The organism is Nonomuraea wenchangensis (genome assembly GCF_900111685.1).
GTDB classification, from domain to species: Bacteria; Actinomycetota; Actinomycetes; order Streptosporangiales; family Streptosporangiaceae; genus Nonomuraea; species Nonomuraea wenchangensis.
The window spans coordinates 68,940-88,032 of sequence record NZ_FOHX01000028.1; the positions used below are offsets into that span (position 1 = coordinate 68,940).

Annotated in this window: 18 protein-coding genes and 1 pseudogene; 11 read left to right on the plus strand and 8 right to left on the minus strand. The window is 71.5% G+C overall.

The annotated features are described in order from the left end of the window. Positions 1-7: 7 nt before the first annotated feature. Together BMW85_RS46600 and BMW85_RS46605 are read right to left on the minus strand one after the other, a co-directional pair. Complete coding sequence (locus BMW85_RS46600) at positions 8-1,039, minus strand: hypothetical protein (protein WP_143082654.1); 1,032 nt, start codon at positions 1,037-1,039, stop codon at positions 8-10. Positions 1,040-1,571: 532 nt separating this feature from the next. Further along, positions 1,572-2,483 carry a dioxygenase family protein gene (locus tag BMW85_RS46605; protein ID WP_091094191.1) on the minus strand — a complete coding sequence of 304 codons (912 nt, stop codon included), beginning with the start codon at positions 2,481-2,483 and terminating at the stop codon, positions 1,572-1,574. A gap of 121 nt (positions 2,484-2,604) precedes the next feature. Here BMW85_RS46605 and BMW85_RS46610 point away from each other — a divergent pair, with 121 nt between their 5' ends. Continuing rightward, entirely contained in the window at positions 2,605-3,096 is a 492-nt protein-coding gene (locus tag BMW85_RS46610; protein ID WP_091094192.1) for a MarR family winged helix-turn-helix transcriptional regulator, read from the plus strand. 8 nt (positions 3,097-3,104) lie between these two features. On the opposite strand, the gene BMW85_RS46615 is transcribed toward BMW85_RS46610, so the two are convergent. After that, positions 3,105-4,586, minus strand: coding sequence for an aldehyde dehydrogenase family protein (locus BMW85_RS46615; RefSeq protein ID WP_091094193.1), 1,482 nt, complete (start codon positions 4,584-4,586; stop codon positions 3,105-3,107). An 80-nt stretch (positions 4,587-4,666) separates the two neighbouring features. Here BMW85_RS46615 and BMW85_RS46620 point away from each other — a divergent pair, with 80 nt between their 5' ends. From BMW85_RS46620 to BMW85_RS46655, 8 genes are all read left to right on the plus strand, one after another. Next, positions 4,667-5,485: an IclR family transcriptional regulator gene (locus BMW85_RS46620; RefSeq protein ID WP_245775476.1), complete on the plus strand. Its 819-nt coding sequence runs from the start codon at positions 4,667-4,669 to the stop codon at positions 5,483-5,485. A gap of 241 nt (positions 5,486-5,726) precedes the next feature. Further along, complete coding sequence (locus BMW85_RS46625) at positions 5,727-7,034, plus strand: ABC transporter substrate-binding protein (protein ID WP_177241246.1); 1,308 nt, start codon at positions 5,727-5,729, stop codon at positions 7,032-7,034. Next, positions 7,031-7,792 (plus strand): ABC transporter ATP-binding protein, encoded by a 762-nt coding sequence (locus BMW85_RS46630; protein WP_245775477.1) that lies wholly within the window; start codon positions 7,031-7,033, stop codon positions 7,790-7,792. Before BMW85_RS46625 ends, BMW85_RS46630 begins: the two co-directional genes overlap by 4 nt. Further along, the gene (locus BMW85_RS46635) at positions 7,789-8,514 is read left to right on the plus strand and encodes an ABC transporter ATP-binding protein (RefSeq protein ID WP_091094197.1); all 726 of its coding nucleotides are present in this window, start codon (positions 7,789-7,791) and stop codon (positions 8,512-8,514) included. Before BMW85_RS46630 ends, BMW85_RS46635 begins: the two co-directional genes overlap by 4 nt. A gap of 1 nt (position 8,515) precedes the next feature. Continuing rightward, on the plus strand, positions 8,516-9,382 hold the full coding sequence (locus BMW85_RS46640) for a branched-chain amino acid ABC transporter permease (RefSeq protein ID WP_091094198.1): 867 nt from the start codon (positions 8,516-8,518) through the stop codon (positions 9,380-9,382). After that, a complete protein-coding gene (locus tag BMW85_RS46645; protein WP_091094199.1) occupies positions 9,379-10,410 on the plus strand; it encodes a branched-chain amino acid ABC transporter permease in 1,032 nt (343 codons plus the stop codon). Before BMW85_RS46640 ends, BMW85_RS46645 begins: the two co-directional genes overlap by 4 nt. Then, positions 10,400-11,749, plus strand: coding sequence for an amidase (locus tag BMW85_RS46650; protein ID WP_091094200.1), 1,350 nt, complete (start codon positions 10,400-10,402; stop codon positions 11,747-11,749). Before BMW85_RS46645 ends, BMW85_RS46650 begins: the two co-directional genes overlap by 11 nt. Continuing rightward, the gene (locus tag BMW85_RS46655) at positions 11,746-12,870 is read left to right on the plus strand and encodes an NAD(P)-dependent alcohol dehydrogenase (protein ID WP_091094201.1); all 1,125 of its coding nucleotides are present in this window, start codon (positions 11,746-11,748) and stop codon (positions 12,868-12,870) included. The genes BMW85_RS46650 and BMW85_RS46655 overlap by 4 nt, the downstream gene beginning before the upstream one ends. A 5-nt stretch (positions 12,871-12,875) precedes the next feature. On the opposite strand, the pseudogene BMW85_RS46660 reads toward BMW85_RS46655, so the two are convergent. Further along, a pseudogene (locus BMW85_RS46660) lies at positions 12,876-14,083 on the minus strand (RNA-guided endonuclease InsQ/TnpB family protein); the annotation flags it as partial. Between the two features lie 149 nt (positions 14,084-14,232). On the opposite strand from BMW85_RS46660, the gene BMW85_RS46665 reads away from it, so the two are divergent. Then, positions 14,233-15,693, plus strand: coding sequence for an aldehyde dehydrogenase family protein (locus BMW85_RS46665; RefSeq protein ID WP_091094203.1), 1,461 nt, complete (start codon positions 14,233-14,235; stop codon positions 15,691-15,693). Here the strand turns inward: BMW85_RS46665 and BMW85_RS46670 are convergent. Further along, the gene (locus tag BMW85_RS46670) at positions 15,681-16,508 is read right to left on the minus strand and encodes an SDR family oxidoreductase (RefSeq protein WP_091094227.1); all 828 of its coding nucleotides are present in this window, start codon (positions 16,506-16,508) and stop codon (positions 15,681-15,683) included. The two genes, BMW85_RS46665 and BMW85_RS46670, sit on opposite strands and share 13 nt — an antisense overlap. A gap of 146 nt (positions 16,509-16,654) precedes the next feature. Beyond that, positions 16,655-16,873, minus strand: a complete 219-nt coding sequence (locus BMW85_RS46675; protein ID WP_143082655.1) for a hypothetical protein — start codon at positions 16,871-16,873, stop codon at positions 16,655-16,657. Between the two features lie 156 nt (positions 16,874-17,029). Between BMW85_RS46675 and BMW85_RS46680 the strand changes: the two genes are divergently transcribed. Then, a complete protein-coding gene (locus tag BMW85_RS46680) occupies positions 17,030-17,329 on the plus strand; it encodes a Rossmann-fold NAD(P)-binding domain-containing protein (protein WP_091094205.1) in 300 nt (99 codons plus the stop codon). A gap of 35 nt (positions 17,330-17,364) precedes the next feature. On the opposite strand, the gene BMW85_RS46685 is transcribed toward BMW85_RS46680, so the two are convergent. After that, positions 17,365-18,312: an MBL fold metallo-hydrolase gene (locus BMW85_RS46685; protein WP_091094206.1), complete on the minus strand. Its 948-nt coding sequence runs from the start codon at positions 18,310-18,312 to the stop codon at positions 17,365-17,367. 72 nt (positions 18,313-18,384) lie between these two features. Beyond that, a complete protein-coding gene (locus BMW85_RS46690; RefSeq protein ID WP_091094207.1) occupies positions 18,385-19,056 on the minus strand; it encodes a TetR/AcrR family transcriptional regulator in 672 nt (223 codons plus the stop codon). Positions 19,057-19,093: the final 37 nt, after the last annotated feature.

Below are 19,093 nucleotides of genomic sequence, written 5' to 3' on the forward strand. Positions count from 1 at the left end.
AGGCCGGTCAGCGGAAGTCGGAGATGCGCAGGACCGCCAACATGTCCGTCGCTCGGGAGCCGGTCGAGAAGGATGCCTCAGCACCGACCCAGCCGCGGAAGGCTCCGGTGTCGTCGATGATCTGCATGAGCGGTTTGACATGGGAGTTGCCGGTGTAGCAGAACTCGTCCCGCTCCATCGCCAGGCAGGTGCACCAGTGCCACAGCGTGTCGCGGCGGTCGGACTTGGAGATCATCGTCAGGTAGTACTGGATGGAGGTGATGTTGGCGCTCGTTCCGCCACCGTACTTGGGGCAGCCGCCCTCCTTCTTGCAGGCGCTGTTCGAGGAGGGCTGCAGGTAGGTCAGGCACGAGGTGGTGGCGGAGCAGGCGCGGAAGGAGGACAGGCCGAACGGCTGGTTGTCGGAGGTGACGAGCTTACCGCTCGCCCAGCTCCTCAGGTCCTGCCTGAGCGAGCCGGGGAACGCCTTCACCGAGCTCATCGCGCGGCGCGTGCTGATCGCGGCGTTGCTGCCGTAGCCGTACCCATTCGTGGCCAAGGTGCTCTGCTTGAGGTCCAGGCGGGCCAGCTTGCCGTCAGGCGAGGTCCGCACGTACCACTGCTCCGTCCACGTCTGGGCGATCTTCCACCGGATGGTGAGCACGTCGCCTGACATGGTGTACGTCCCGGTGCGGCTCTCGTCGGGGGTCCCGGTGAAGCCCCCGGCGGTCAGCACCTCGCAGGTGCGAGGCCGCGACTGCTTGCCACCCGCCTTGGTGGTGCAGCTCGAGTCGGGGACGGTGCCGGTGCGCTGCCTTGCCTGGGGATGACGCTGCCACCACAGGTACATGGAGGCGCTCACCGTGCCGTTCGCGGCGAAGCGGTAGTTGCCCAGGCGTAGCCAGTTCTGCTGGGAGGCGGCCTTCAGGTGACCCTGTGAGATGACGAAGGTGGTCTTGCCGCCCGGCAACGACGCGGCGGAAACCGCGGCCGTGGCGGGTTGTGCGGGCAGGATGGTGATGGCGAGTATGAGGGACAGAATTGCCGCTGCGGTACGCACGTAGAAGCTCCGGAAGGCTTACGGACTTGGCCGATCGTCAACGCGCCACCATATCGGCCAGGACCGGAAACGTCTTCGAAACCGAACATAGAGTTACCGTGCGCCTTCACCCCTGTGCCAAGGTGATGAGCCGGCGGCGAGACAGAGCTGGCCGGAATTCGTGTCCATGCACGCCAAGCGGACCATGCGTCGCGTCCGAGGGCTGCTGCGAGCCATCCTGTCTGCGGACGCAAATGACCAGGCGATGGCGGCGACGACAATATAAAACAGCACTCCGTGATACTGGGCGACATCAACCGAGGATTCTCATGATCTGTAGGTCGGGGGTGCGAGTCTCACCGCCCTACTCATCTTCTTGTTTTATGACTGGTCGCTCATGTGTTCACGTTGAAACGGCTGCATGGCGCGCGCGGCCAGGCTGCGGCAGGCGCCGATTTCGTCAGGCGGCCGCTCGCCTCGCTGAACGCAACGGGTGCCCCGCCACGCCGGCCTCCGGTGAGGCCGGCTGCGGGCTGCTGGCTGACGGCTACCCTCAGGCCGCCTCGAAGGAGCGGCGGGACAGGCCCACGCCGTAGCCGTCGAGCCTGGTCACCACCGGCGCCGTGGGGTCGGTGGCCGCGCCGAGGGTGACGAACAGCGGGGTGAAGTGCTCCACGGTCGGGTGGGCGTACGGCATGCCGGGGGCGGCGGTGCGGAAGCGGGCGAGTTCGGCGACGTCCCCGCGGGCCAGCGCGTCGGCGGCCCAGGCGTCGAAGTCGGACGACCAGCCGGGCACCAGGTTCCCCTGGAACATCTCCCTGGTCAGGAACGGCAGCCCGTGGGTCATGTGCCCGGAGCCGATCACCAGCACGCCCTGGTCGCGCAGCGGGCGCAGCCGCTCGCCGATGGCCAGCAGGCGGTCGGGGTCCTCGGTGGGCAGGCTGAGCTGCAGCACCGGGATGTCGGCGGCCGGGTACATGATCTTCAGGGGCACCCAGGCGCCGTGGTCGAGGCCGCGCCGGGCGTGCCGGTGCACGTGCTCGCTGTCCGGCATGAGGCCGGTGACCTGCCTGGACAGCTCGCCGGCGTCCGGGGTGTCGTAGCGGAAGGTGTAGTACAGGGCGTCGAAGCCGCCGAAGTCGTACACCAGCTCGTCGGGCCGGTCGGCGCTCACCGACAGCGGCGCGGACTCCCAGTGCGCGGAGACGACCAGGATCGCCTTCGGCTTGGGCAGGGAGCGGGCCCAGTCGTGCAGCGGGGTGAGCCACTCGGGGGCCTGGAAGGGCAGGGGCCCGCCGCCGTGGGACAGGTAGAGGCTGGGCAGCGGCCCGTCCTGCGGCGTCCACGCCCGGTGCGGGTCGGCGGCCTCCAGGGCGGCGGCGCGCCGCAGGTGCGCGGCGAAGGGGTGTGCTGCCGGGATACGGGCGTCGGCGGCGGCGGTCGGGGACTGGGCAGGCGTGGTCATGCGGGCTCCTTGGTGCCGGGATGCTGCGGTGTGCCATGACGGTGACGGGCCCGTTCATGAGGCAGGATCATCATGGACAGCAAACTTGTCGCTACAACCATTCCCGGTGAGGACGGATTCTTTGGACACTCCCTGGCTCGACCGGCCGCAGCTACGCGCCTGGGTCCGGCTGCGCGCGGTGCTCGAACTGCTCCCCGGCGTGCTCGACGCCCAGCTGCGCCGCGACGCCGGCCTGACGGAGTTCGAGTACTACGTGCTGGCGACGCTGTCGGAGACGCCCGGACGGACCTCGCGCATGACCGAGCTGTCCTGGGGCACCAACGCCACACTCCCCCGGCTCTCCCACGTGGTGACCCGCCTGGAGGGGCGGGGCCTGGTGGAGCGCTTCTCCTGCCCGCGCGACCGCCGCACCACGCACGTCCGGCTCACGGACGAGGGATGGGAGAAGGTACGGCAGGCGGCCCCCGGCCACGTGGCCACCGTCCACCACCACGTCGTCGACACCCTCACCCCGGAGCAGCTCGACCAGCTCGCCGCCATCGCCGACGCCATCCTGGCCAGGCTGGACCCCACCGGGACGTCGGCGGCGATCTACACCCGTTACGACGAATGAGACGACGGTCAGAAGGGGAAGGCGCGGTCCTGGTCCCGTACGGTGACCCACTGCAGCTCGCTGAACTCCTCGGCGGCGAACCCGAGCCCGAACCGGCCCCAGCCGCTGTCCTTGACGCCGCCGAACGGCATCTGCGGCTCGTCGTTGACCGGCTGGTCGTTGACGTGCACGATGCCGACGTCCAGCCGGGAGGCCAGTTTCAGCCCGTAACGGGGGTCGCCGGTGATGACCGACGCGGCCAGGCCCAGGTCGGAGGCGTTGGCGCGGGTCACCGCCTCGTCGGCCGAGCCGACGGCCTCCACGATCACGACCGGGCCGAACGTCTCGCCCTGCGCGATCTCGGCCTCGTCCGGCACGTCGGTCAGCACGGTCGCGGGGTAGCAGGGGGGCTGGGGCACGCCGCCCGCGAGGACGCGGGAGCCGAGCTCGACGGCCTCCTTGACCCGGCGGTCCAGCAGCGCCAGCGCCCACTCGTTGATCACGGGGCCGACCACGGTGGCCGGGTCGCGCGGGTCGCCGGTGGGCAGCGCCGCCACCTTGGCCGCGAACCGCGCGGTGAACTCGTCGGCCAGCGGCCGCTCCACGTAGATGCGGCGGGCGCACATGCACACCTGGCCCTGATGGATGAAGGCGCCGTAGGTGGCCGCGTCGACCGCATAGGAGAGGTCGGCGTCGCGGGTGACGATGAGCGGGTTCTGGCCGCTGAGCTGGAGCACGACCCGCTTGAGGTGACGGCCCGCCTTCTCGGCCAGGCGCCGGCCGGTCGGGGTGGAGCCGGTGAAGTTGATGCGCTTGACCAGAGGGCTGGTCAGCATCGCGTCGGCCACGCCGCCGGCCTCGCCCGGGGCGTGCGTGACCACGTTGAGCGCGCCGGCCGGCAGCCCGGCCTCGTGCAGCACCTCCGCCCACAGGGCGCCGCCGGTGTACGGAGCCTCCTCCGACGGCTTGACCACGACGGTGTTGCCGAGGGCGAGCGGCCCGACGACGGCCCGTCCTGACAGGGTGAGCGAGGCGTTCCACGGCGCTATGGCGCCGACCACGCCCACCGGACGGCGGATCGCCATCGCGTGCATGCCCTCGACGTCGGACGGCAGCAGGCTGCCGGTGGGCTGGTAGGCGAGCTGGGCGGCCTGGCGCAGCAGCTTGAGCGCGAAGTCGACCTGGACCTCGCCGAAGTAGCGGCCGCACCCGGTCTCGGCGGCGAGGGCGTCGAGGATGTCGCCGCGCCTGGCGTGCAGGATGTCGGCCGCGCGCAGGAAGACGTGCTGGCGCCGCCCTGGCGGCAGCGCCGACCAGCCGGGGAACGCCGCGTGCGCGGCGGCGATGGCCGCCTGCGCGTCCTCGGCGTCGCCGGCGGCCACCTCGGCGAGCACCTCGCCGGACCACGGCGAGTGGTCGTGATAGGTACGGCCGGAGCCGGCCGCCACCCACTCTCCGCCGATGAAGTGCCCGAATCGCGACTTGCGCCAGTCGCTCCCCGCTCGGGCCATGTGCCGTGGTCCTCTCGTTCGACGTATGCGGATCAGAAGTATTCGGATGACTGGAACGCTGGAATCATATGCTGACCACTGTGACCGATGAAGAGTCCGCCCGGACCCACGCCGCGTCCCACTCGGTGTCGCTGGAGCGCGGGCTGAGCATCCTGGACGCGTTCACCGGCGACCGCTCGGTGCTGGGGATCGCCGACCTGGCCCGCGCCGTGGGACTGAACAAGAGCACCACGCACCGCTACGTGGCCACGCTGACCTCACTGCAGTACCTCCAGCAGGACCCGGAGACGAAGAAGTACTTCCTCGGCCCGCGCGCCGTCGACCTGGGCTTCGCCGCGATCGACTCGATGGAGCTGACCCGCGTCACCGGGCCGCTGCTGCAGGCGCTGGCCGACGAGACCGGGTTCACCATCAGCGTGGCCGTCGCCGACGGGCCCGACGTCGTCTACGTGGACCGGCGGCGCAGCAGCCGGCGCACGTCCCTGGCCATGGACCTCAACCTGCACGTCGGCTCGCGGCTGCCGGCCTACTGCACCTCGATGGGCAAGGTGCTGCTGGCCTACCGGGACCCGGCGACGCTGCGGCAGATCCTGGACCGCACCGACATGGCCCGCCGGGGGCCCAAGACCATCACCAACCGGGAGCAGCTGCTGGCCGCGCTGGCCAAGGTGCGCCAGACCGGGATCGCGGTCAACGACGAGGAGCTGGCCCCGGGCCTGCGCTCGTTCTCCGCGCCGGTGCGCGACCGCTCGGGCGAGGTGGTGGCCGCGATCAACGTCGCGGTCTACCTGACGATGGCGCCGACCACCGTCGAGGCGCTGGCCGGGCGGCTGGAGGCGCCGCTGCGGCGCACGGCCGCGGAGATCTCCCGGAGGCTCGGCTACCGGCCGCCGGCGTAGCGGCGTTCCAACCAGTGAATTAGCGTTCCACTCCTTCGGACGTCCTGTTGCACGGGTGTTAACGGAGCCGTACGGTCGGGGTCACCTTCACGGCATCCCGCCAGGTCGGAGCCACGTCATGGCCACGAGCCGGGCGGGCCGCCGACCCCTTTCCCGAAGTGCACCCCCAGATGTCCCCGCGGCGCGCGCATCAGCGCGGCGCCAGGTGCGAGGGACATCGTCCGGCATAAGGAGTCCTCGCGTGAGCGACGCTTCCCCCGGCGGCATGAACCGCCGATCCTTCCTCAGCGCGGTCGGCCTCGGCGCCGCCGCGATCGGCGGGACGCCGCTGCTGAGCGCCTGCAGCGGAGGCCTCAAGGGCACCGGCGCCTCGTCCTCCGACGTCCTCAAGATCGGCTACGTGAGCCCGCAGACCGGCGCGCTGGCCGGCTTCGCCACCGCCGACAACTTCGTGGTCAAGCAGGTCACCGAAGCGCTGCGCAACGGCTTCACCGCCGGCGGGAAGAAGCGCACCGTCGAGATCATCGTCAAGGACACCCAGTCCAACCCCAACCGGGCCACCGAGGTCACCCGCCAGCTCATCAACAGCGACAAGGTGGACCTCATCGTCGGCTCCTCGACGCCGGACACCACCAACCCGGTGGCCGACCAGTGCGAGGCCAACGGCATCCCGAACGTCACCACGATCGCCCCCTGGGAGGCGTGGTGGAACGGCCGGGGCGGCAAGGACGGCGAGGGCTTCAAGTACACGACGCTGTTCTTCTTCGGGATGCAGGAGTTCGCCGACTGCTTCTTCCCCATGTGGGAGCGCATGGAGGTGGGCAACAAGAACGTCGCGGCCCTGTGGCCCAACGACACCGACGCCAACGCCTTCCGCCAGGGCCTCGGCCCGATGATCACCAAGGCCGGCTACGAGCTCGTGGACGGCGGCGCGTACCAGAACGGCGTCACCGACTTCAGCTCGCAGATCGCGAAGTTCAAGTCGTCCGAGGCCGAGCTGTTCACCTGCACCCCGATCCCGCCCGACTTCCAGACGTTCTGGAAGCAGGCCCGCCAGCAGGGCTTCAAGCCGAAGCTGGCCACCGTCGCCAAGGTCATGCTCTTCCCCTCCGAGGCCGAGGCCCTCGGCCCGCTCGCCAGCAACATCGCCACCGACTTCTGGTGGAGCCCGGCGCACCCGTACAAGTCCACCCTGGACGGCAAGACCGCCCAGCAGCTCGCCGAGGACTTCGCCGCCACCGGCAAGCAGTGGACCCAGGCGCTCGGCTCGGTCTACTCACTGTTCGAGATCGCCGTGCAGGCGTTCAAGAACGCCGGCGACCCCAAGGACCGCGACGACGTCGCCGACAAGCTGCGCACCATGAAGATCAACTGCATGAGCGGCGACCTGGACTTCACCGCCGGCCCCAAGCCCGGCATCGCCCTGCAGCACCCGGTCGGCGGCCAGTGGCGCAAGGGCACCAAGTTCCCCTGGGACGTGGCCATCGTGGACAACACGCCGAACAAGGCCGTCCCCATCGGGGGCGACCTGCTGCCGACCGGCTCATGATGACCGCACCGCTGCTGCGCCTGGAGAGCCTGTCCAAGAGCTTCGGCCAGGTGACCGTCGCCCGGGACCTCGCCCTGTCGCTGGGACCGGGCGAGGCGCTGGGCATCGTCGGGCCGAACGGGGCCGGCAAGTCCAGCCTGTTCGCGATGATCTCCGGCGACCTGCGCCCGGACGCCGGCACGGTCTGGCTGGACGGGCGCGACGTCACGGGCGTCCCGCCGCACGCCCGCACCCGCGCCGGCATCGGCCGCACCTACCAGGTGCCGCGCCCGTTCACCCACCTCACCGTGTTCGAGAACGTCCTGGTGTGCGCGCACCAGGGCGCCGGACTGCACGGCAAGCAGGCCTGGTCGCAGGCCATGGAGGTGCTGGAGCGCACCGGCCTGGCCGACCTGGCCAACACCGCCGCCGGGCGCCTCACCCTGCTGCAGCGCAAGCGGCTGGAGGTGGCCCGCGCGCTCGGCACCGGCCCCCGGCTGCTGCTGCTCGACGAGGTCGCCGGCGGGCTCACCGAGCCCGAGGTGGCCGAGCTGGTCGAGGTCATCAGGCGGCTGCACGCCGACGGGCTCGGCATCGTGTGGATCGAGCACGTGGTGCACGCCCTGGTCAAGACCGTCGCCCGGATGATCTGCCTGGCCGGCGGCGACGTCGTCGCCGACGGCGAGCCGGTCGCGGTGCTCGCCGACGCCAAAGTACGCGAGCTGTACCTGGGCGGCGGACCGGAGAGCAGCACAGCGGAGGAGGGCGAGGGATCGTGAGCCTGCTGTCCATCCGCGACCTCACCGTGCACCACGGCCTGCTGCGCGCCGTGGACGGCGTCAGCCTGGAGCTGGAACGCGGCGAGGTCCTGGCCGTCATCGGCGCCAACGGCGCCGGCAAGTCCACGCTGCTGCGCGCCCTGGCCGGGCTCAACGCCCCCACGTCGGGCACCGTCCACCTCGCGGGGCGCGACATCACCCGCTCCCCCGCCCACCAGCGGGTCTCCGCCGGGATCGCGCTGGTCCCGGAGGGCCGGCGGCTGTTCCGCTCCCTCACCGTCGAGGAGAACCTGCTCACCGGCACCTACCGCAAACGCAGCGGCCCCTGGACGCTGCAGCGCGTCTACGAGCTGTTCCCGTGGATGACCGAGCGGCGACGCCAGAACGCGGCGCAGCTGTCCGGCGGCGAGCAGCAGGCCGTGGCCATCGGCCGGGCCCTGCTGACCAACCCCGACCTGCTGCTCGTCGACGAGCTGTCGCTGGGCCTGGCGCCAGTGATCGTGCGCCGCATCTACGAGACGCTGCCGGAGATCGTCGCCGCCGGCACCACCGCGCTCGTCGTCGAGCAGGACGTCTCGCAGGCCCTGCGCGTCGCCGACCGGGTGCACTGCCTGCTGGAGGGCCGCTCGGTGCTGGCGGGCCGGCCCGCCGACCTCACCGCGGAGCAGGTCGAGCACGCGTACTTCGGCATCGGCGACCTCACGCAGGACGGGAAAGACTGACATGCAATGGTTCAACGCGGTGGTCCAGGGACTGCTGCTCGGCGGCCTGTACGCGCTGTTCGCGACCGGCCTGTCGCTGATGTTCGGCGTGATGCGGATCGTCAACCTCGCCCACGGGGACCTGGCCGTCGTCGCCTCGTTCCTGGCCCTCGCCCTGGTCGGCGGCACCGGGCTGCCGCTGTGGGTGGTCATCGTGGTGACCGTGCCGCTGTTCGCGGTGCTCGGCTACCTCACCCAGCGGGTGCTGCTGCAGGGCAGCCTCTCGTCGGGGCCGCTGGCCACCCTGCTGGTCACGTTCGGGCTGTCGATCGTGCTGCAGAACGTGCTGCTGGAGATCTTCTCCGCCGACACGCGCACCCTGGACGGCGGCTCGTTCGCCACCTCCTCCTTCCAGCTCGCGGGCTCCGTCACCGTCGGCTGGCTGCCGCTGGTCACGTTCCTGCTGGCCTGCGCCGTGCTGGCCGGCATCCAGGTGTTCCTGACGCGCACCGGGCTCGGCAGGATGCTGCGCGCCTCCTCCGACGACCGCGAGACCGCGAACCTGGTGGGCGCCGACAGCCGGCACGTCTACGGCGTCGCCACCGCCATCGCCTTCGCCACCGTGGCGCTGGCCGGGCTGATGTTCGCGGTGCGCTCGTCGTTCGACCCGGCCACCGGCCCGTCGCGGCTGATCTTCGCGTTCGAGGCGGTCGTCATCGGCGGGCTCGGCTCGCTGTGGGGGACGCTGCTGGGCGGCATCGTGCTGGGCGTCACCCAGTCGCTCGGCTCCCAGATCGACCCGGCGATGACGCTGCTCGCCGGCCACCTCGTCTTCCTCGCCGTGCTGGCCTTCCGGCCGCAGGGCCTGCTCGCCGGACGGACCACATGAGCCTCTCCCAACTGCTGACCGAGCGGGCGGCGGCCGCCGTGGACGTGCGCCGCGCCGCCCGCACCTCCAAGGCGTCGGGCGGGGCGCTGCTCGCCGTCGTGGTGCTGCTCGCGGCGCTGCCGTACGTGGTCTTCAGCGACATCACCGACACGCTCGTCAACTTCTACGTGCTGGTCGCCCTGGCCAGCATGTGGAACCTGCTGGCCGGGTTCGGCGGCCTGGTCTCGGTCGGCCAGCAGGCCTTCGTCGGGATCGGCGCCTACAGCGTGATCGCACTGGCCGACCTGGGGGTGCAGCCGTACCTGGCGGTGCCGCTGGCCGCGCTGACCTGCGTGGTGTTCGCGGTGCCCACCTCCTGGCTGGCCTTCCGGCTGCGCGGCGACTACTTCGCCGTCGGCACATGGGTGATCGCCGAGGTGTACCGGCTGCTGGTGGTGCGCGTCGACGCCCTGGGCGGCGCCAGCGGCAAGGGCCTGGCCGGGCTGTCCGGCCTGGACCCCGCGCTGCGCGGCGCGCTGACCTACTGGGTGGCGCTGGCGCTCACCCTCGCCACCGTCGGCGGCTGCTACCTGCTGCTGCGCGGCCGGGTGGGGCTGTCGCTGATGGCGGTGCGCGACGAGGAGACCGCCGCCAGCGCCGCCGGCATCGACGTGACCCGGGCCAAGCGGATCGTCTACCTGGTGTCGGCCGCCGGCACCGGCGCCGCCGGCGGGGTGATCACGATCAGCTCGCTCAGCGTCAACCCGGACGCGATCTTCAACGTGCAGTGGTCGGCATACATGATCTTCATCGTGGTGATCGGCGGCATCGGCTTCGTCGAAGGTCCGCTGCTCGGCGCGGTGGTGTTCTTCGCGCTGCAGCAACTGCTGGCCGACTACGGCTCGTGGTACCTGGTGCTCCTCGGCGCCGTCGGCATCGCCGCGGCGCGGTGGCTGCCGGGCGGGCTGTGGGGACTGGTACGCGACCGGACCGGGCTGAGCCTGTTCCCCGTCGGCTACTACGTACGGGACCCCGGCCATGCGCGTTGACACCCTCACCGCCGCGTCGGCGGCCATCGCCCGCGGCGAGCTGTCGCCGGTCGAGCTGACCGAGCACCTGCTGGCCAGGATCGCCGCGACCGAACCGGCGCTGCACGCCTACGCCACCGTCACCGCCGAGGCCGCGCTCGCCCGCGCGCACGCCCTCGCCGGCGAGCCGCCGCGCGGTCCGCTGCACGGCATCCCGATCGGCGTCAAGGACCTCATCGACACCGCCGGCGTACGCACCGGCTACGGCTCGCCCCGCTTCGCCGGACACGTGCCCGACAAGGACGCGACCGCGGTCACCCGGCTGCTGGACGCCGGGACGGTGATCCTCGGCAAGCACACCACGCACGAGCTGGCCTGGGGCGGACGCACCGACAGCGCCTACTTCGGCCCCACGCACAACCCGTACCGGCGCGGCCACATCCCCGGCGGCTCGTCCGGCGGGTCGGCCGCCTCGGTCACCGCCGGCAGCTCACTGGGCGGGCTCGGCTCCGACACGGCCGGCAGCGTACGCATCCCCGCCGCCCTCAGCGGCTGCGTCGGCTTCAAGCCCACCCACGGCCGGATCCCGCTGGACGGCGTGCTGCCGCTGGCCCCGTCCCTGGACCACCTCGGCGTCCTGGCCCGCACCGTGGACGACGCGACGCTGCTCATGGACGCGCTCGCCGGCCCCCTCACGGGCCAACCGCCGGCACGGCTCCGGGTCGGCTGGCTCGGCGGCTGGTTCGCCGCGGTGCTCGCCCCCGAGGTGCGCGCGGCGCTCGACGCCGTACGCGCCCGGCTTGAGGACGCCGGAGTGGCCGTCGTGGACATCGACGTCCCCGACGAGCCGCTGATGCCGGAGGCGCCGCTGGCCAGGATCGTCCGCGAGGCCGGCGCCTACCACCGGGCCGCCTTCACCGAGCAGCCGGAGCTGTTCGGGCCGGACATCGCAGAGCTGATGCGGCTGCCCGCGCCGCCCGCCGAGCAGGTGGAGCGGCAGGAGGCCGCGCTCGCCCGGATCGTCGCCGCGCTGCGCTCCGCACTGGAGGACGGCTGCGACGTGCTGGCCTGCGCCACCGTGCCGGTGACCGCCCCGCCCATCGGCGCGGACACCGTCACCATCGACGGCCGCGAATGGCCCGTCGAGTTCGTGCTGACCCGGCTGACCGCGCCGTTCAACGCGGCCGGCCTGCCGGCGATCTCGGTGCCGGTGGCCCTGGCCGGCGGCCTGCCGATCGGGCTGCAACTCGCCGGCGGCCCGCTGCGCGACCCGGCGGTGCTGGCGGCCGGACGCCTCGTCCAACAGCTCACCCCTCCCCTGCCGCCCCCCGCCATCCGAAGCGAAGGAGAACAGCGATGAGAGTGACGGCCGCGGTCGTCGACGAGCTCGGCGGGCCCTTCCACGTCGAGGAGCTCGACCTCGACGAGCCGGGACCAGGCGAAGCCCTGGTACGCGTCGTCGCCTCCGGCATCTGCCACACCGACACCATCACCCGGCACGGCGACCTGCCGATGCCGTTCCCCGCCGTACTCGGCCACGAAGGCGCCGGCGAGGTCGTGGCGGTCGGCGACGGCGTCACCTCCGTACGGCCGGGCGACCACGTGGTCATCGGCTGGCCCTCGTGCGGCACCTGCCGCAACTGCCGCGACGGCGAACCCCGCTACTGCGCCCGCCTCGGCGAGGCGCTGTGCGGCGGCGGCCGCCTGCTGGGACCACGGGCCGGCCAGAGCGCGCTGCGCAGACCGGACGGATCCCAGGTCCACAGCCACTTCTTCGGCCAGTCGTCGTTCTCGACCCACGCGCTCACCTGGGCGGACGCCCTCGTCGTCGTGCCGTCGGACGCGCCGCTGGAGCTGCTCGGCCCGCTCGCCTGCGGCATCGCCACCGGAGCGGGCGCGGTGCTGAACACCGTCAAGCCCGCCCCCGGCTCCAGCCTCGTGATCTACGGAGCCGGCGCGGTCGGCCTGGCCGCGGTCATGGCGGCCAGGCTCTCCCCCGCCACGAAGATCATCGCGGTGGACCGGCACCCCTCCAGGCTGGAGCTGGCCATGGAGTTCGGCGCCACCCACACCATCGACGCCTCGCAGGCCGACCCCGTCGCCGAAGTGCACCGCATCTGCGACGGCCCCGCCGACCACGCCCTGGAGTGCACCGGCGTCATCCCCGTCGTACGCCAGGCCGCCGACAGCGTCGGCATGCTCGGCACCTGCGTCCTCATCGGCGGCGCCCCGGCCGGCGCCGAGTTCGCCCTCGACCACCTGACGACGCTGTGGGGCAAACGCATCGTCGGCACCCTCGGCGGCAGCGGCCGCAGCGAGACCCTCATCCCCACCCTGATCGAGCTGCACCGGCAGGGACGCTTCCCCTTCGACCGGCTGGTCCGCTTCTACGACCTGGCCGACATCGAGACGGCACTGCAAGACAGCCACCGGGGCGAGGTGCTCAAACCCGTCCTTCGTTTGACATCCTCCCCCTCGTGAACGAGGGGGATCCTGACCGTCGCCGGTCGGTCTTCCTGCTTGATCGCCGGTCGCCCGCCCGAGAGGAGGACTCTCGTTGAGGTCTTACATCAGCTCCACAGGCGTTTCAGCTCTCCGCCAGCCCGGCGGCGAGCAGGTTCTGGGCCGCGTTCACCTCCCGGTCATGGACCGCGCCGCACGCACAGGTCCACTCACGGACGCTCAACGGCATGTCGTTCTGCAGGGCACCGCAGACCGAGCACAACTTGGAGGAGGGAAACCAGCGGTCTGCCACCACCAGGGTGCGGCCGTACCAGGCCGTCTTGTACTCCAGCATGCGCCGCAGCTCCCGCCAGCCGGCGTCGGAGATGGCGCGGGCCAGCCTGCTGTTCTTGACCATGTTGCGGACGGCAAGGTCTTCCACGGCAATCGCTTGATTTTCGCGAACCAGCCGTGTGGTGACTTTGTGCAGATAGTCGCGCCTGCGGTCGGCGATCCGGGCGTACACCCGCGCCACGCGCATCCGGGCCTTGTCCCGGTTCTTCGACCCCTTCTCCTTACGGGCCAGCGCCCGCTGAGCCTTGGCCAGCCTGCGCCGCTCACGACGCTCATGACGCGGATTGGCGATCTGCTCACCGCACGACAGCGTGAGCAGCGCGGTGAGGCCCGCGTCCACGCCTGTCGACTTCTCGACCGGCGGCAACGGCGCGATCTTCTCCTCCACCAGCAGGGACACGAACCATCGCCCAGACGGATCCCTGGAAACCGTGACCGTGGACGGCTCGGTCCCCTCGGGCAGCGGACGCGACCACACGATGTCCAGCGGCGCGCCCATCTTGGCCAGGGTGAGCCGGCCCTCCCGCCAGCGGAACCCCGAACGGGTGTACTCCGCCGACGCCCGCGACCGCTTCTTGCTCTTGAACGTCGGGTGCTTGGCCCGGCGGGCGAAGAAGTTCGCGAACGCCGCCTGCAGATGCCGCAGCGTCTGCTGCAACGGCACCGACGACACCTCGCGCAGAAACGCCAGCTCCGGCGTCTTCTTCCACGCGGTCAGCGCGGCCGACGACTCGCCGTAGGAGACGCCACGGCCTTCCAGCTTGTAGGCGCGGGTCCGCTCCTCCAACGCCTTGTTGTAGACCAGGCGCACGCAGCCGAACGTCCGGACAAGCTGTTCGGCCTGTTCCGGGGTCGGATAGAAGCGGTACTTGTAGGCCCGCTTCACCAGCTGCGCCATCCCTCGATCATATGTGCGAGATCACTCGCGCATCAGCTGATTCAAAAAGACGGCGGCCCGCCTGACGGCGCACTGCCTGCTCCGGCCCTGCTCCGCAGAAGCCCGATTCCTTCCTCGCCTGAAGGCGGGGGTTCCCTCGGAGGTATCTGATGACCATCACCCGCGAACTGCTCATCGGCGGCAAGAGCGTGCCCGCGCGGTCCGGCCGCACCACCGCCGACCTCAACCCCTACACCGGACAGCCGTACGCCACCGTGGCCGCCGCCGGCCCCGAGGACGTGACCCTCGCCGTGGACGCGGCGCAGGCCGCCTTCGACGACTGGGCGGCGCTCAGCCCCTTCGCCCGCCGCGCCATCTTCCTCAAGGCCGCCGACCTGCTCCAGGAACGCGGCGAACAGGCGGCCGCCCTCATGGCCGGCGAGGTCGGCGGCACCCGGCCATGGGCCCTGTTCAACGTCGGCCTGGCCGCGAACATGCTGCGCGAGGCCGCCGCCGCGATCACCGCCCCGCGCGGCGACGTGCTCACCGCGCAGGAGGAAGGCGCGCTCGGCCTCGCCGTACGCGAGCCCGTCGGCGTCGTCGCCGCCTTCTCCCCCTGGAACGCGCCCCTCATCCTCGGCGTCCGCTCGGTGGCGGCCGCGCTCGCCGCCGGCAACACCGTCGTCATGAAGCCCAGCGAGGACGCGCCGATCGCCTGCGGCCTGTTCGTCGCCGACGTCCTGGCCGAGGCCGGGCTGCCCGACGGCGTGCTCAACGTCGTCACCAACGACCCGGCCGACGCCGCGCAGATCGCCGAGACGCTCATCGCCGACCCGCGCGTACGCGCGGTCAACTTCACCGGCTCCACCGAGGTCGGCCGCATCATCGGCACCCACGCCGCCCGGCACCTCAAGCCCGCCATGCTGGAACTCGGCGGCAAGAACGCCATCATCGTGCTCGACGACGCCGACCTGGACTACGCGGTGGACGCGGCGACGTTCGGCGTGTTCATGAACGCCGGGCAGATCTGCATGTCCGGCGACCGCGTCCTGGTGCACGAGTCGCTGGCCGAGGAGTTCACGGCCAGGTTCGCCGCCAAGGTCGCCGCGCTGCCCGCCGGCGACCCGGCCGAGCCGACCACGGTCATCGGGCCGCTGGTCTCGGCCGCCGCCGCGCGGCGCGTCGCCGCCCTGGTCAGCGACGCCGTCGCCAAGGGCGCCACCGTCGTGACCGGCGGCGGCGAGCCTTCCGGGGCGGTCCACCCGGCGACCGTCCTGACCGGCGTGCCCGCCGACGCCGACCTGTACTACGGCGAGGGCTTCGGCCCGATCTGCGTCATCGACACCTTCGCCACCGACGAGGAGGCCGTCACCAAGGCCAACGACACCGACCACGGCCTGACCGCCGGCATCATCACCGAGAACGGCACCCACGGCCTGCGCGTGGCCCGCCGGCTGCAGACCGGCATCGTCCACGTCAACGACCAGTCGGTGGCCGACGAGCCGCAGGCCCCGTTCGGCGGCTTCAAGTCCTCCGGCTACGGACGCTTCGGCGGCCGGTGGGGCATCGAGGCGTTCACCAACACCCGCTGGATCACCCTGGCGACCCAGCACGCCCACTACCCCTTCTGACCTGCGGCCACGACGTCGGCGAGCGGGGTGGCGGCGTGGCCTGTCAGGCGCGTGATGTCGTCGCTCACCCCGTCGAGCTGCCCAGCCGCGATGGCGGTGTAGGTGGACACCCACGCGTCGACCTGCCAGCCCGGGGCGCCGTAGGAGGCGCGGGAGCGATAGGCCTCCTCCACCGTCTCGGGCCGGTAGGTGACCGTACGGCCACTCACTCGCGAGAGGATCTCGGCGACCTCCGCCAGGGTGAGCGCGTGCGGGCCGGTGAGGTCGTAGGTGCGGCCCGCGTGCTCGTCCGGCCGCAGCAGCACGGCGGTGGCGGCCTCGGCGATGTCGTCCTGGGCCACGACCGCGGCCCGGCCCTCGGCTGCCGGGCCGCGGATGACTCCGTCCTCGCCCACCAGGGCGGGCATGAAGTCGGCGTACAGGTTGTCCCGCAGGAAGGTGAAGGACATCCCGCTGCCGCGCAGGTGCTGCTCGGTGGCCCAGTGATCACGTGCCAGGGTGAAGACGGCGTCCGGCGCCGCGCCGAAGAACGACAGGTAGACCACGTGCCGGACCCCGGCCTGGGCGGCGGCGTCCACGAACGCCCGCTGCCGGTCCAGCCGATCGGGCGACTCGGAGGCCGAGACCATGAACAGCACCTCGACGCCTTCCAGTGCGGCGGCCGCGCCGGGCTCGCCGTAGGCGCAGCGGACCGCCGTCGCACCGGGCAGGTCCGGGGCACGGCCGGGGTCGCGCACCGCCAGGCGCTGCGGCACCCCGGCCGCCGCGAGCCTGCGGGCCACCCGGCCGCCGACGCGGCCGGTCGCCCCCGTCACGGCGATCGTCGCCTGGCCGGAGCGGGTCACAGTGGACCTCCTTCGATGTGTCGAACCTGGCGCCGATCCCGGGCACGAGCGGTTCGACGGAGTGCTTCAGTCAGTCTCGCAGCCGGGCAGCGGCAGCGGGAAGCTGGTCGACCGGATCACTCGCGGTCCGCCCCGCTGAACTCAGCAGGTACGGGTTCGCAGGGTGCGACCGGCCCGCGGATGACCCCGACGCCGCCTCCGTTGCTCTTGGCCGGGTCACCGTCGGCGGAGTGCATGACGACGACGAGCGTCTCGTCCGGCCCGAAGTCCTTCGGGTCGATCCAGAAGCCGGGGCCTTCCAGCCGCCTGAGCGGCATCCGCTGCGGCTGGGGCACGATCTCCCCCCGCGGCTCACGACAGGCCTGCCCATAGGGGACGTAATCGATCACGGCTCGCACGCCCTCCGGCGTCGTACGCGAGCCGTACGGAGACCGTGAATCCCCGCCCGTCCCGTACCACCTCACCGGGCCGGAGGTCCTGACCCCCGTCAGATGATCCGCCATCTCGCCGAGGCGACCGGCCGTGACCTGTGCTTCGAGGAACTCACCCCCGGCCAGACGCGGCAGGAGTGGGGCACGCCCGGCAGCCGCCCGAACCTGTCCCTGTTCCAGGCCTTCAAGCAGATCCCCGGAGCCGGCGACGCCGACGTCGTGGACATGTACCTGAAGACGACCCTTACGCCGAACGAGTACGGCACCACGGTGACCGACACCGTCGAGCAGGGCACCGGCCGGCCGCCGCGCACGTTCGCGCGGTGGGCCGTGGAACATGCCCGCCACTTCCGACCCTGACCTGCCGAAGGTTCGATCCTGGAGCTCCCACAGACCTACTGCCTGTCCGCGGCCGCCGTGGGGAAGGCGGCCCAGGCGGCGATGGCGAAGCCTTCGCCATCCTTCCGGACCTCGGCAGCCCCGTGTCCCGGCCAGTGGGCCGGGATGACGAGCTCGCGCAGTTCGGCGGCGCGCGCGAGATGGGCGCGGCGCGTCTCGGCGGCGAGCTGGAGGTCGTCGCAGAAGCAACTGTTCCAGCGGGGATCGAGGACCTGGACGGGGCTGTGCAGCATGTCCCCGACGAAGACGGCGCGGTCGGCACCCGAGCGCAGCGTGAGAACGGACGAACCGGGCGTGTGACCCGGCGCGGCCTCCAGCAGCAAGTTGCCGTCGATGCGGTACGTGTCCTCCCATAGCACCGCCTGTCCGGCCTGGTGGATGGGGGCGATGCTGTCGTTGAACACGAGCTTGCCACCCTCCCAGCGGACGCGCTCGTGCTCGTCGCGCGGCGCCCGCCGGCGATGGGCGCTGTCCGGATCGAAGTAGACGTTGTCGAGCCGAGGGATCAGGTACGTGGCGTTGGGGAACGTGGGCACCCATGCGCCGTCGCGCGACTCGGTGTTCCAGCCGACGTGGTCGTAGTGGATGTGCGTATTGATAACGACGTCGACGTCCTCGGGCGCGACGCCGGCCTCGCGCAGGCGGGCGAGATAGCCGCTCCGCAGCCCCGCGAACTGCGGGACCTGCGGGCGCTCCCTGTCGTTGCCGACCCCGGTGTCCACCAGGATGGTCCTGCCCTCGCTGCGCAGGACCCAGGTCTGTATGTGGCCGCGGTAGGCGTCATCGGCCGGGGTCCAGAAGTGCGGCGCGAGCCAGTCCTGGTTGCGCCGCCAGACCTCCTCATCGCTGTCAGGGACGATGAAGCGGGCGGTACGAATGGGGCCGGACCACTCGATGACGCGGGTGATCTGGACATCGCCGAGAACGATGCTGTGCGCGGACATCTGACGAGTTCTCCTAGAACTATGGGATGAGTCGGACACCTGCACCGATGCCGGCCGCGGCGCGCGGACGGGTCAGGCGGACTGCTCCGGGCCGTAGCGGGCCAGGAACGTGCGTACGGCCTCCTCGATCACCACCTCCGCGGAGGGCTGAACGGTGATCTCCTCCTCGAAGGCCATGACCCTCGGCCACACGAGGAACTCCTGCACCAGGCCCATGAACTGGCGTGCCGCGAGGTGGCTGTCCGGACATCGAAGCCGGCCGCGCCCGGTCAGGTCGTCAAGGCAGGCGGCGAACGTCGCCGCGATTGGCCCCTTGCCCAGCCGGTAGAACTCCTCCGCGATCCACGGCAGCCGTCCTGACTCAGTGACCACGAGCCGGGCGAAACGGATCTGGTCGGTCTCGGTGGCGAAGCGCTGGAGCAACCGGGCGAACCCGCGCAGGACGTCCTCGACGCTCGCGTCGGCGTCCCACTCGATGCCCCGGCGGTCCGGCCCGTCGAAGGCCGCCCAGTGGTGGCGGACCATTTCCAGGAAGACCGTCTCCTTCGAGCCGAAGCGGTTGTAGACGGTCTGCCGTGAGACGCCGGCACGCTCGGCGACCCGTTCCAGGGTGACGCCGTCGTAGTGGTCGGTCAGGAAAAGCTCCTTCGCCGCGGCGAGGATCCTCTCATCGGACGCCAGCCTGCGGCGCTGGGGCTTCCTGTACTGCTCCTCCGGCCGGCTCGCGCTGGGCTGTTCCTTCATGCCGTTGCGTTCCTTGCTCGTGCGTCGTCGTGCCGCT